This is a genomic window from Curtobacterium sp. MCLR17_054 (genome assembly GCF_003234335.2).
GTDB classification, from domain to species: Bacteria; Actinomycetota; Actinomycetes; order Actinomycetales; family Microbacteriaceae; genus Curtobacterium; species Curtobacterium flaccumfaciens.
Genome location: NZ_CP126263.1, coordinates 1091519 through 1104062, shown reverse-complemented (window position 1 = coordinate 1104062; position 12544 = coordinate 1091519). Strand labels below are relative to the sequence as shown.

At 70.6% G+C, this 12544-nt stretch carries 9 protein-coding genes; 2 read left to right on the top strand and 7 right to left on the bottom strand.

The features are described from left to right. Nucleotides 1–22 precede the first annotated feature (22 nt). From DEJ08_RS05320 to DEJ08_RS05295, 6 genes are read right to left on the bottom strand one after another with little or no spacing between them, the layout of a single operon-like run. On the bottom strand, nt 23–1000 hold the full coding sequence (locus DEJ08_RS05320; RefSeq protein ID WP_111054861.1) for an endo-beta-N-acetylglucosaminidase H: 978 nt from the start codon (nt 998–1000) through the stop codon (nt 23–25). A gap of 44 nt (nt 1001–1044) precedes the next feature. Next, nucleotides 1045–4065, bottom strand: a complete 3021-nt coding sequence (locus DEJ08_RS05315; protein ID WP_111054860.1) for an alpha-mannosidase — start codon at nt 4063–4065, stop codon at nt 1045–1047. 14 nt (nt 4066–4079) lie between these two features. Beyond that, nucleotides 4080–5477 (bottom strand): glycoside hydrolase 5 family protein, encoded by a 1398-nt coding sequence (locus DEJ08_RS05310; RefSeq protein ID WP_111054859.1) that lies wholly within the window; start codon nt 5475–5477, stop codon nt 4080–4082. Beyond that, nucleotides 5477–6463, bottom strand: coding sequence for a carbohydrate ABC transporter permease (locus DEJ08_RS05305; protein ID WP_204166197.1), 987 nt, complete (start codon nt 6461–6463; stop codon nt 5477–5479). The genes DEJ08_RS05310 and DEJ08_RS05305 overlap by 1 nt, the downstream gene beginning before the upstream one ends. After that, nucleotides 6460–7338, bottom strand: coding sequence for a carbohydrate ABC transporter permease (locus tag DEJ08_RS05300; protein ID WP_017886011.1), 879 nt, complete (start codon nt 7336–7338; stop codon nt 6460–6462). The genes DEJ08_RS05305 and DEJ08_RS05300 overlap by 4 nt, the downstream gene beginning before the upstream one ends. Next, complete coding sequence (locus tag DEJ08_RS05295; protein ID WP_111054858.1) at nt 7338–8612, bottom strand: ABC transporter substrate-binding protein; 1275 nt, start codon at nt 8610–8612, stop codon at nt 7338–7340. The genes DEJ08_RS05300 and DEJ08_RS05295 overlap by 1 nt, the downstream gene beginning before the upstream one ends. Before the next feature lie 118 nt (nt 8613–8730). Here DEJ08_RS05295 and DEJ08_RS05290 point away from each other — a divergent pair, with 118 nt between their 5' ends. Beyond that, nucleotides 8731–9762, top strand: a complete 1032-nt coding sequence (locus DEJ08_RS05290; protein ID WP_110864883.1) for a LacI family DNA-binding transcriptional regulator — start codon at nt 8731–8733, stop codon at nt 9760–9762. Between the two features lie 220 nt (nt 9763–9982). On the opposite strand, the gene DEJ08_RS05285 is transcribed toward DEJ08_RS05290, so the two are convergent. Beyond that, nucleotides 9983–10813 (bottom strand): helix-turn-helix domain-containing protein, encoded by an 831-nt coding sequence (locus DEJ08_RS05285; RefSeq protein WP_111054857.1) that lies wholly within the window; start codon nt 10811–10813, stop codon nt 9983–9985. Between the two features lie 132 nt (nt 10814–10945). On the opposite strand from DEJ08_RS05285, the gene DEJ08_RS05280 reads away from it, so the two are divergent. Further along, nucleotides 10946–12514 carry a sensor histidine kinase gene (locus DEJ08_RS05280; RefSeq protein ID WP_111054856.1) on the top strand — a complete coding sequence of 523 codons (1569 nt, stop codon included), beginning with the start codon at nt 10946–10948 and terminating at the stop codon, nt 12512–12514. Nucleotides 12515–12544 lie beyond the last annotated feature (30 nt).

Genomic DNA, 12544 nt, shown 5'->3' with positions numbered 1-12544 from the left:
AGTCGCCGTCAGGACGGACGCGTCAGCGGTATGACGCGGCCTGTCCGTACAGCACCTTGGTGAAGGAGGAGACGTAGGAGGACTCGTCGCCTCCCGGCAGGTTGTACGTCATGAAGACGCCGTACCCGTCGGCCTTCGTGCGCTGTGCGAGCGACACTGCCGTCGCCTGCGGGGTGTTCTGGATGTCGACGGCGGCGGCGGAGATCTTCGACTTCGGCAGGCCCGGGATCGTCGGTGCCGTGTAGGTGCCGTAGTAGGGATTCCAGGCGTAGTCGAGCTTGCCGCCGATCGACGGGTTCGCGGTCTTCAGGGCATCGGAGGACGGGCCGATGTCGTAGAACGAGATGATCTTGCCCGGCATGTCCGCACGCAGGGCGCTGATGAGCCAGCCGACGGACTGCTGGTTCGGCTGCGGGGTGCCGTTCACGCCGTAGTCGGAGTACTCGTCGTCCAGGTCGACGCCGTCGAGTCCGTACTTCTTGACCGTCGCGGAGACCTGCGCCGCGAAGTCCCGTGCCGCGGCCTTCGTCGGGAAGTTCGCCAGGCCGGCGCCCTGGTGGTTGCCGAGCACCGAGAGCGTCACCTTGATGCCCTTGGCCTGCAGCGGGCGGATCTGCGTGGCCGCCTGGTCGAGGGTCCGCTGCACGTTCTCGTTGTTGTACAGGACCGCCTTGCCGTCCTCGTAGTTGATGTTCGCGGCGAAGATGATCGCCACGTCGAACGCGTTCGCGCCGTTCTCCAGCGTGTACCGCCCGACGTTGGCGAGCTCGTCGTTGTTCACCTCGACGTAGGCGATGCTCGTCGGCCCCGACTTGGTGGGCGCAGCCTGGTGCCCGTGGCCATGACCGTGGCCGTGCCCGCCGCCGTGGGACGAACCGTGTCCGTGCCCGTGGCTGGACCCGGACGAGGAGGGCGCCGCGGACGCTGCGGCGGGCACCAGTGGTGCCGCGAGCATGGCGACCAGTGCGGTCGCGATGCTGAACTTCGTGGACTGCTTCATGTGGTTCCTCCTTGGGTGGGACGGGCGGTCGGTCAGTCGGTCGGTCAGTTGCGCGGGAACCGGAAGGTGCGGACCTCGTAGGCGTCGACGGCGAACGAGGACGCGGCGGCGCCGGACGACGCGTCACCGAGCGGTTCCTCGAGCAGGGTCACCTCGGCGCCAGCACCGAAGGTCGCCTCGTCGGCCGAGACCGCGATGCCCCCGGTCCCCCGCTGCCCCGACGGCTCGTAGACGCGCACGACCAGGTCACCCGACCGGTCGTCGGCGAGCTTCACGCTCGACAGCACGACGTCGCCGGAGACCTGCACCAGCGGGTCGAAGCCGTGCGCCCCGGTGATCGTCCGCGCGCCCGCGTTCATCCGCACGCCGGCCGACGTGGCGCCGAGCTGGTCGGTGCCGATGACGATGCCGTACCGGTGCGTCTGCACGCCCTGGTCGGTCTCGGGGTCCGGGAACCGCGGTGCGCGCAGCAGCGACAGTCGCACGGTGGTGGTGACGTGCCCGTCGACGGCGTCGCGCGTGGTGTCGAAGCCGTGGATCGAGTCGTTCACGAGGGCGACACCGAAGCCCGGTTCGGACACCAGCACGTAGCGGTGCATCGAGGTCTCGAACTTCGCGGCCTCCCACGAGGTGTTGGTGTGCGTCACCCGCTTCTGCGCGCCGAACTGCGTCTCGGCGACGGTGTGCTCGGCGCGGACGTCGAGCGGGAACGCCACCTTGAGGAACTTCTCGGTCTCGTGCCAGTCGGTCACCTGGTCGAACTCCAGGGTGCGGGACCCCGGCGCCAGGACGATCTCCTGCGTCACCGTCGAGTCACCGAACGCCCGGGACACGACGACCCGTGCGACCCCGGACTCGTCGACCGACGCGGTCAGCCCGGTGGTCGACACGAGGTCCTCGACGCGGTTGCGGTAGTACCGGTCGACGTCCCACGCGTCCCACATGTTCGGGAAGTCCTGGTGCAGCTGTAGCAGGTTCGCCGCCTGGCCGGCCGCGATCGCCTCGCGCCCGCTCGCCAGGTCGACGGCGCTCGTCACGAGCCCCTGCGCGTCGACGACGACCCGTACCAGGTCGTTCGCCAGCACGTACCCGCCGTCCTGCTCGGTCAGGGACACGTCGGTCGCCGCCGCCACGTCGGTCGCCACGACGGCGCCCTGCGCGGGTGCACCGGCCTGGAGGAACGGGGCCGGGTTCACGACGACGGCCGCGTCCCCGGTGCCGGCGAGCGCCGAGAGCGCCTGGTCGATGATCGTGGTCAGCGCTGCGGCCGTCTCGGCGTACCGCTCGACCGCTTCGCGGTGCACCCACGCGATCGAGGTGCCCGGCAGGATGTCGTGGAACTGCTGGAGCAGGACCTGCTGCCACAGGGCGTCGAGCTCGTCGTAGGGGTAGGTGAAGTCGGTCCGGGCGGCGGCGGTCGCGGCCCAGAGTTCGGCCTCGATGAGCAGCTGCTCGCACCGGCGGTTGCCCTGCTTCGTGCCGTGCTGCGACGTGAGCGTCGCCCGGTGCAGCTCGAGGTACAGCTCCCCCACCCACACCGGCGGATCGGTCAGCTCGGACTTCGCCCGGTCGAAGAACGTGTCCGGATGCTCCCAGCGGACCTTCGCGCTGCCCTCGAGGTCGGCCAACCGTGCGGCGGTGCCGGTCATCTCGCGAGTGGTGCCACCACCGCCGTCGCCCCAACCGACCGGGGCGATCGAGCCGGTGGCGAGCCGGTTCTCGCGGAACTGGCGGGAGGCCTTCGCGACCTCGGAGCCGGACAATCGCGAGTTGTAGGTGTCCATCGACGGGAAGTGCGAGAACACCCGCGACCCGTCGATGCCCTCCCACAGGAACGTGTGGTGCGGGAACTTGTTGACCTGGTTCCACGAGATCTTCTGCGTGAAGAACCACTCGAAGCCCGCACGGCGCATCAGCTGCGGCAGCGCCGGCGAGTACCCGAAGCTGTCCGGCAGCCAGACGCCCTTGGGCCGGATGCCGAACTCGCGCTCGAAGAACCGCTGGCCCTGCGAGAACTGCCGGACGATGCTCTCGCCGGTCGGCATCACGGTGTCGGACTCGACCCACATGCCACCGATCGGCAGGAACCGGCCGGCCTGGACCGCGGCCTTGACCCGGGCGTAGACCTCGGGGCGGTGCTCCTTGATCCACGCGTACTGCTGCGCGCTCGACATGCCGTACAGGAAGTCGTCGGTCTGGTCGATGAGCTCGGTCATGGTCGACGTGGTGCGGGCGACCTTGCGGACGGTCTCGCGCACGGGCCAGAGCCAGGCGGAGTCGATGTGGGCGTGCCCGACGGCCGAGATCGTGTGCGCCGAGGCCTCGGCGGGAGCGGCCAGCACCTCGGCGAGCGCCGCACGGGCGTCCCCGGCGGTCTCCGGGATGTGCTGCAGGTCGAGCGCGTCGAGGGCGTCGTCGAGGGCCTGCAGGATCCGCATGCGTCGGGGTCCGGCGGGCAGCTCGGCCTGCAGTTCGAGCAGGACGTCGATGTCGAGGGCGAGTTCGTGCACCTCGGACTCGAAGACGGCGAGCTCCATCCGGCGGGTGGCGTAGAGGCGCTTCGAGGACGAGGTCTGCACGTCACCCTCCTGCGTCGGCAGGAAGGGGTGGTAGTCGAGCAGGACGGGGTTCGACGCGGCCTCGACGAACAGTTCCACGGTCTCGCCGCCCTCGGCCCACTCGGTGACCAGGACCCACTGGTTGCGCGGGTTGATCGACTTCACGGGGGTGCCGTCGGCCAGGTAGACGAGTCCCTCGCACTGGAACCCGGGCATGTTCTTGTCGAAGCCGAGGTCGATCACGGCCTCCACCCGGCGTCCGGCCCACTCGGTCGGCACGGTCCCGGTCAACCGGAACCACGTCGTGCCCCAGGCCGCGCCCCACGGGGTGCCGACCTCGTAGGGCTCGAACGTGAGCGCGAGCCCCTCGGTCGGCGGGACCGGCTCCCCCGGCAGCTCGTGCCACGCGGCCTCCAGGGCCGTCGTGGTCGCGTGCACCGCGGGGGTGATCCGCTCGTCGAGCACCCGTCGGGCGCGTCCGGTGGTGAGGGGGATGTCGTCGTGCATGGGGCCTTCCGGGGTCAGGGCGTGGTCGCCGGGTGGGCGACGCGGACGGTGGTGGTGTCGAGGTCGGAGGGCACGTCGACGCAGCGGTCGACGCCCCGCGCGGCCAGCAGCGCGGTGTCCGACAGCCGGGAGCGCAGGACGACCTGGGGGCCGCGGCCGTCCGGTGCGGCCTCGGCCAGGGCGAGCCAGGCGGCGGCGAACCGACCGCCGGGGGCGCAGTCGGCACGGGTGCCGTGCCGGTCGGTGCCGTCGGACAGCACGTCGTCGAGGACGAGCGCGGTGGTCGGCGGTGCGGCGCGGGCGTCGCGGGTGTGCTCGGCGCGGGCGACGGCGGCGAACGCCTCGCCGGCGGGCTTCAGCCGTCCGTCGTTCGTGAACAGCCCGAGGTCGTACTCGAGCTCCGGGAAGTCCGCGAGCGACCGGGCGACGTCGTGGGAGCACCACCACGTCACCCCGAGCACCTGCTGCGCGTCGAGGACGTGCCGGATGGTCTGCTCGGTGAACGCGGCGGTGTCGGCGGGGCCGACGACGTTGGTGGGGGCACCGACCTCCTGCAGCCAGTTCGGTCGGGCGGCGTCGCGGTTCCAGGCCGCGGCGAGCTGGAGCAGGTACTCCCCGTGCCGCACCGACCCGGCTCCGAGGGCGCCGTGCAGGGCCGCCGAGCCGTTGAACACCCACGAGTGCGTGACCGTGGCGTCACCGTGCTCCGCCGCGTGCTCGGGGCCGAAGGGCTGGGCGTCGTCGTACCAGGCCGCGTCGTACTGCGCGACCGTGACCAGCGGCCCTGGGCGCGACCCGGTGGCGGAAGCGACCGACGAGGCGGGGTCGAGCCGTGCCTCCAGGCCGACCGACACGGACGACGCGACCGACCCCGACGACCCGTCCGACAGCCCCGCCCGCGCCGCCGCGACCATCGCCGCCGCCCACGCGTGCCCCTGCTCCGCCGTGATCGCGTGCGGCGTGGGGTGCGGCGCGTGTGCGAACTGGTTGACCTCGTTGCCGATGGTGATGCCGAGCAGGTTGGGCTTGTCGGCGACGGCTCCGGCGAGCGCCCGGACGTACGCGGCGGTCGACGCGACCACGTCCGGGTCGGTGAACATGTTGCGGCGGTGCCAGCTGTCCAGCCAGGACGGCACGAAGTCGAAGCTCGACAGGTGCCCCTGCAGGGCATCCACGTTGACGTCGAGTCCGAACGAGCCGGCGAGGTCGACGACCGTCGCGACGTCGTCGAGGGCCTGCTGCCGGATGAGCGTCCGGTTCGGCTGGACGACCGGCCAGAGCGGGAAGATCCGCACGTGGTCGGCGCCGATCGACGCGATGGCCTCGAGGTCCCTCGCGGTGTCCGACCGCGAGAAGTCGAGCCACGAGTGGAACCAGCCGACCGAGGGCGTGTAGTTGACCCCGAAGCGCATCAGCCCTTCACACCGCCCTCTTCGACGCCCTTGAAGAAGAAGCGCTGCAGGACGGCGAAGATCACGGCGATCGGGATGAAGGCGATCATGGTGCCGGCCGCGATCATCCGCTGGTCGGTGGCGAACGTACCCTGCAGGTACTGCAACCCGACGGTCAGGGTGAGGTTCTCCGGCGACTGCAGCACGATGAGCGGCCAGAGGAAGTCGTCCCACGCGCCGATGAACGAGAAGATCGCGATGACCGCGATGGTCCCCTGCACGGCGGGCAGCGAGATGTAGCGGAGGCGCTGCATCGCGTTCGCACCGTCCATCACCGCTGCCTGGTCGATCTCCTCGGGGATCTGCCGGAACGCGTTGAACATCAGCAGGACGTTGAGCGCCGCGATCATGCCGGGCAGGGCGACGCCGACCAGGTTGTCGGCGAGGCCGAGGTCCTTCACGGTGACGAACTGCGAGATGATCGTCGCCTCGCCGGGCAGCACGAGGGTGCCGAGGAACAGGCCGAGCACGAGCTTCCGGTGTCGCCACTGCAGACGGGCGAGGGCGAAGCCGGCCAGGGTCGCGAACACGATGTTGCCGAGCACGTCGATCGCGGCGACGAGCAGGGAGTTGCCGATGTACCGCCACACCGGGATCGCGGCGGCGACCTTCAGGTAGTTCTCGATGGTCGGTTCGGACGGGATGAACGACGGGTTCGCCGTGTAGATGTCCTCACCGGCGCCCTTGAGTGACGTGGACAGCTGCCACAGGAACGGGCCGATCGTGATGAAGAGCACGACGATGAGCAGGACGTAGCGGACGACCTTCTCGCGGGTGGACATGACGCCCCAGACCGCGCGGCGCCGCTTGCGTCCGTCGCGTCCGCCCCGTCCGTTCTGCCTGGAGGCCCGTCCAGCGCCCGTCGCGCCGGTCACGTCCGGCGTCGGGCTGGCTGCGCCCTGCGCGCCGCCGATGACGGGTTCGGTCGTGCTGGTCGTGTTCGTCACTTGTCCGCCTTGCTGTTCATCCGGGCGAGGGCGAGCATCGGCACGAGCGTCACGACGAAGAGCAGGAGGCTCAGGGCGGACGCGTAGCCGAGGTTGCCGGTGAAGCCGCGGGCGTACTGCTGGATGAGCATGACGAGCGAGTTGTCCTGCCCGCCGGGTCCACCGGTGCCGTTCGTGAGGATGTAGAGCTCGCTGAACACCCGGAGCGCTGAGACGCACACCAGGATCCCGACGAGCGTCATGGTGCCGCGGACCCCGGGCATCGTGACCGACCAGAAGCGTCGGACGGCACCGGCGCCGTCGAGGGCGGCGGCCTCGTGCAGGTCCTTGCCGACGTTCCCGAGGGCGGCCAGGAAGATGATCATGTAGTAGCCGAGCCCCTTCCACACCGTCAGGCTGATGGCGCTGAGGAGCAGCAGCCACCGGTCGGTCAGGAACGGAACGCTGCCCTGTACGACGCCGAGGGCCTGCGCCATCTCGTTGATGACGCCGCGGTCGTCGAGGATCCACGTCCAGATGAGCCCGACGACCACCGCGGACGCGATGACCGGCGTGTAGAACGCGGTGCGGAAGAACGCGATCCCGGGCAGCTTCTGCTGCACGAGCACCGCGATGAGGAGCGGGAGGACCGTCAGCAGCGGCAAGCACACCGCCATGTAGATGACGCTGTTGAGCAGCGCCTCCCACACCTGCGGATCAGCGAGCAGGGTCTCGAAGTTCTTGACCCCGACCCACTGGCTGACGCCGCCGAGTGGGCTGGCGTTCGTGAACGACAACCGCACCGTGTTGATCGAGGGCCACAGGCTGAACGCGACGAGCCAGATCAGTGCCGGCAGGACGAGCAACCAGGGCGTGTACCAGCGGTTCGCACGCATCAGCCGTTGGCCAGCAGGCTGTTCATCTTGGTCTGGGCGGTCTCGAGCGCCTGCTTCGGCGCCACCTGGCCCTTCATCGCGAGGGCGATCTGCTGGTCGAGGAAGTCCGTCATCGCGGAGTTCGCCTCGACCGGGTTGATGACCTTCGCCGTCTTCAGGGCCTCGTTCGCGAGGACCCGGGCCTCGCCGTTCACGGTGCCGTCGTCCTTCGAGAAGTACGGGTCGGACTGCGACGACGTGGTGGACGGGAAGATGTTGACCTTGTGGGCGAACGCCTCCTGGTTCTCCGCGTTCGTCATGAACTTCGCGAAGGCCTCGGCGGTGGCGAGGTGCTTCGACTTGCTCGAGACCGACAGGCCCTGCACGTAGAGCGGCGGGGTGTCGAGTGCGGGGCTGACGGTGACCTTGCCCTTGAGCGACGGGTTGTTCTTCTCGAAGTCGGCGAGCGAGGTGGCGCCACCGGTGGTCCAGGCGACCTTGGCCTGCGTGAACAGGGTGGAGTTGCCGAGGTAGTCGCTGTTCAGCACGTTGGAGGGCATGTAGCCGTCCTGGTACGCGTCCTTGTAGCGGTCGATCAGGTCGGCGGCCTTCGACGAGTCGGCGAAGGTGAACTTCGTGCCGTCGGCGTTGAGCACCTTGACGCCGGCGAGGGTGAAGTCACCGAGTCCGGGCTTCCGGCTCATCAGGTAGTCGGTCGGGCAGTTGTCGTGCATGGTCTTCGCCTGCGTGAACAGCTCGTCGGTGGTCTTCGGCGGGTTCTTCGCGTCGAGGCCACACTTGGCGAACATCGTCGAGTTCCAGTAGTTCACGTCGGTGTTGAGGTACCAGGGGTACCCGAACGTGCCGTCGACGCCCTTGTACTTGTAGGAGTCCAACGCGCCGGCGACGTACGTGCTGGCGAGCTTCGAGTCGTCCTTCGCGACGTCCTGCAGGAACCCGCGCTTCGCGAGGGGCAGGGCGATGTCCGGCGGCAGGTTGATCACGTCGGGCAGGCTGTTCGACGAGGCCTGGCTGAGCACCTTGTCGGCGTACCCGTCGCCGGGCTGGTCCTGCAGCTTGACCTTCGCGTCCGGGTGGGCCTGCTCGAAGTCCTTGATGACCCCGTTGAGGTAGCCCGTGTAGGTCGGCGTGAGCGCCCAGGTCTGCAGGGTGATGGTGCCGCTGACCTCGCCGCCGCCGTTGTCGGCCGCGTTCCCGCCGCTCGAGCAGCCGGTCAGGACGAGCGCCGTGGCGGCGGCCGTCGCGAGCAGCGCGGTGGCGCGGCCCCTCGTCATGCGTGTGGTGGTCCTCATGGCGTCTGACTCCCTCGTCATAGCTGAACCGGTTCAGCAGCAGTCACCGAACCCGTGTGTGGCAGCCACTGTGAATGACTAAAGCGCTATAGTCAACCCCGTGGCCACCAAGCGTCGAACGACGATCGCCGACATCGCCGCGCGGGCCGGCGTGTCCATCAGTGCGGTCTCGTTCGCGTTGAACGACCGCCCCGGCGTCTCCGACGAGACCCGTCGCCGCGTGCGCGAGATCGCCCGCGAGCTCGACTGGCAGCCGCACACCGCGGCCCGGGCACTCGGCGGCGCGAAGGCCGGTTCCATCGGCTTCGTGCTGAACCGCCCGGCCCGGACCCTGGGCACCGAGTCGTTCTTCGGCGACCTGATCTCCGGCATCCAGCTCGGGCTCGCCGGCACGCACGTCGGCATGAACCTGCTCGTCGCGCGCGATGCCGAGGAAGAACTCGAGACCTACCGGGACTGGTGGCGCGGACACCGTGTCGACGGCGTGATCGTGATCGACCCCCGTCGCGACGACGCCCGGCTCGCCCTGCTCGCCGACCTCGGCCTGCCCACCGTCGTCGTCGGCTCGCACCCCTCCCCCGACGGCGCCGCCCCCACGGTCTGGATCGACGACTCGGACGCCACCGACACCGTTCTGCGGTACCTGCACGCCCTCGGGCACCGACGCATCGCGCACGTCGCCGGCCGGCCCGAGTTCGAGCACACCGCCATGCGCATGGACCGGCTCCGGGCGTTCGCTGCCGACGAGGGGCTCGACGACACGGTCTCGGTGCCGACGGACTACTCGGCCGAGGCCGGCGCCAGCGCCACCCGCACCCTGCTGTCCCGGAGCGTCCGACCGACCGCGATCGTCTACGACAACGACGTGCTCGCCGTCGCCGGGCTGGGCGTGGCGAGCGAGATGGGCGTCGCGGTGCCCGGCGACGTCTCGATCGTGTCCTTCGACGACTCGGCGATGATCCGGCTCGTCCGCCCGGCGATCACCTCGCTCACCCGCGACACCGTCGAGCTCGGACAGCGTGCAGCGACCCTGCTGCGCGCGCAGATCGACGCCAGCGCCCCGCTCCCCTCACGCCCGGGCCCCTCGCTCACCCTGAGCGTCCGCGAGTCCACCGGCCGCGCCCCCGCCTGACCCGCTCCGGACGTCGGCGCCGACGACCCGCTCCCGCCGCTCCCCCTCCCGAAGCGCGGCGCGGCTGCCTGCAACTGGCGCACGCACCGCACTGCACTGCACCGACGCGGGACGACGTGGTCTTCTCCGCGCCGTGACGGTTCTGGTTCACGAAGCCCGAGGATCGTGAACCAGAACCGTCATCGACGCGGAGCGGAACCTCCTACCCCGCGGGCAACGGTCACCGGCGGTTCGTCGGAGGTCGGACCCGCTCGAGGGCTCGACGCATGGACGACGTCGTGCTGAAGCCGAAGCGGGTCGCGACGTCGGACGGGCGGTCGCCTCGGGTGAGTGCGTTGCGGACGGCGAGACTGCGGTACCAGCGGCCGAGCTGCGCGGGCGAGCATCCCGTCGCTGCGGCGCACCGGCGCTCGAGCGTGCGCTCCGACATCCGGACACCGACGAGGAGGGCCTGCAGAGACGACGGACCGGCCGGATCGAACAGGCGGTCGAGGATCCGCGCGAGACCGTTGTCGCCGAGCATCGGGGGCGGGTTGTCGCGGAGCACCGTCGTGACGACGAGTCGGGCGAGGGCCTGCTGCTGCGCGCCGTGCCACCTCCCGCCGTCGAGGTGCCCGACGTGGCGCAGCGCGAGGCCGACGTCGGGCGAGGGCGCACCGGGTGGGCCGGTGCTCGCGATGGGCGGGAGTGCGAGGACCTCGTCGACGAGCGGGCCGAGCGTTGCGGCACCGACGAGGACACCGGTGAGCGCGAAGAGCGCCTCGTGCGGGAACGCGTACGTCTCCGCGACGCGGGGCGGGCCGGAGCGCTCGGGGCCCGTGCTGATCGTGATCGTCGCGTGCCCTTCGACGAGGGCGGCGGTGCCGGCGTCGACGATCGCGATGTCCTCTCCGTGCCGGATCCACACGGAACGGGACCGCGTCGCCACCCAGACATGGGTGCCCGTCGGTTCGACGTCGAGCGTCCACGCCTCGTCCTCGGACCGGACCTCGGTGCCCGGCCCCACCTGGAGCCCGACGGCGTCGATCAGTGCTCGGAGCGCATCAGCCATCCGACGAGCGTGATCCACGGGCAGGACGCTTGGGCGTGGATCGGGCGACCTGTGGAAGAGGGGGGATAACCCCACCCGGGGTGGGGAGAGGGCAGGATGGGGGAACGGCTCCGCGATCGCGAGGCTGGATGCATGACCGACACCGACCGCCTCGACCAGGCGCGAACCGTCCCGCTGGACGACGTCACGCCTTCGCCCGACCAGGCCCAGACCGTCCCGCTGGGCGACTCCGTGCCCCCTGGAGCCACCAAGCCGATGCCCCAGTACCCGCGCCAGCACCAGCAGGACCCCCAGGACGCCCCGCAGTCCCCGCCGGCGTCGTGGAGCGCCACCCCGCGAGTCGGGTCCGGTCCGGTCGGTGGTTCCGGTCGCGGGTCCGGCATGACCGCCGGGCAGTTCTACCGTGACGCGTGGAAGCGCCTGCCGCGGGACTTCGGCTACATGGCGCTCACCGCCGTGCTGCTCTGCACGCTGTACTTCGCGTTCCCGACGGCGATCTTCGGTGGCGGGTTCCGCGACCTCTTCAACCCCTTCGTCCTGCTCATGTTCTTCATCGCGCTGTTCGTGGCGCGGTGGCTCGGACAGTTCGAGAAGCTCCGCATGAGCTGGGCCGACCCGAGGCCGATCCGCCCGGTGGACTGGACGCCCCGCTGGCAGCAGAACTGGTGGACCCGCACGGGGTCGGCCGTCGCCAACCCGCACTACTGGCTCTACCTGCTGCACGCCGCGGTCGTGTACCCGCTCGTCGCGGTCGTGACCGTCGGGGCCGGCGCACTGCTGCTCGTCGGCTTCGCCTGGCCGATCGTCGTGGGCGGACTGTACTTCGCGAACAACGTCCGGGTCGGCTACTTCACGGACAGCGTCGGGTTCGTGACCGGCGTCGGCGCCCTCGGCCTGCTGTCGATGGCCGCCTCGGTCGTGCTCTTCCCGCTCTGGGCCCGCGGGTCCGTCCTGGCGCACTACTGGGTCGACTTCGGCCTGCTGGGCGGCTTCCGCGCCGAGCAGCTCGAGCAGCGCGTCGCCGGCCTGCAGGCCTCCCGCGCCGGTGCCGTCACCGCCGAGGGGCAGGCACTCCGCCAGATCGAGCGCGACCTGCACGACGGCCCGCAGCAGCGGCTGGTGCGGCTCCGCATGGACCTGTCCGCCGCCGAGCGCGCCTTCGAGAAGGACCCCGAGAAGGCCAAGCAGCTCATCGGTGAGGCGTCCGAGCACGCCCAGGACGCCCTCGACGAACTGCGCGCACTGTCCCGCGGCTTCGCCCCGCCGATCCTGCTCGACCGCGGACTCGTCGCGGCGCTCGAGGCACTGGTCGCCCGCACCCCGATCCCGGTGGGCCTGGACGTCCGGCTGCCCGAGGGCCTGGAACTCGCCACGGAGATCCAGCGCAACGTGTACTTCACGGTGAGCGAGCTGCTGACGAACACCATGAAGCACGCCGGCGCCACCACCGCCGGGGTGTACCTCGGCCTGGTCGTCGACGCCTCGGGCCTCTGGTACCTGACGGTCAGCGTCACCGACGACGGCCGGGGCGGTGCCCGACCGCAGCAGGGCCACGGGATCGAGGGCCTGATCGGCCGCATGCGGGCCCTCGACGGCGACCTGGTCGTCTCGAGCCCCGAGGGTGGCCCGACCGAGGCCACCGCCCGGATCCCCCTCGGTGCCCTGAACGGCGTCCCGACGGCGGCGAACCAGCGGTCGTGACCCCACGGGGGCGTCCGCGCTCCCACTAGG

What these genes read in the sequence shown, in the direction of transcription:
- DEJ08_RS05320 (WP_111054861.1), bottom strand. Translation starts at nt 1,000, where the DNA reads ATGAAGCAGTCCACGAAGTTCAGCATCGCGACCGCACTGGTCGCCATG.
- DEJ08_RS05315 (WP_111054860.1), bottom strand. Translation starts at nt 4,065, where the DNA reads ATGCACGACGACATCCCCCTCACCACCGGACGCGCCCGACGGGTGCTC.
- DEJ08_RS05310 (WP_111054859.1), bottom strand. Translation starts at nt 5,477, where the DNA reads ATGCGCTTCGGGGTCAACTACACGCCCTCGGTCGGCTGGTTCCACTCG.
- DEJ08_RS05300 (WP_017886011.1), bottom strand. Translation starts at nt 7,338, where the DNA reads ATGCGTGCGAACCGCTGGTACACGCCCTGGTTGCTCGTCCTGCCGGCA.
- DEJ08_RS05295 (WP_111054858.1), bottom strand. Translation starts at nt 8,612, where the DNA reads ATGACGAGGGGCCGCGCCACCGCGCTGCTCGCGACGGCCGCCGCCACG.
- DEJ08_RS05285 (WP_111054857.1), bottom strand. Translation starts at nt 10,813, where the DNA reads ATGGCTGATGCGCTCCGAGCACTGATCGACGCCGTCGGGCTCCAGGTG.
- DEJ08_RS05280 (WP_111054856.1), top strand. Translation starts at nt 10,946, where the DNA reads ATGACCGACACCGACCGCCTCGACCAGGCGCGAACCGTCCCGCTGGAC.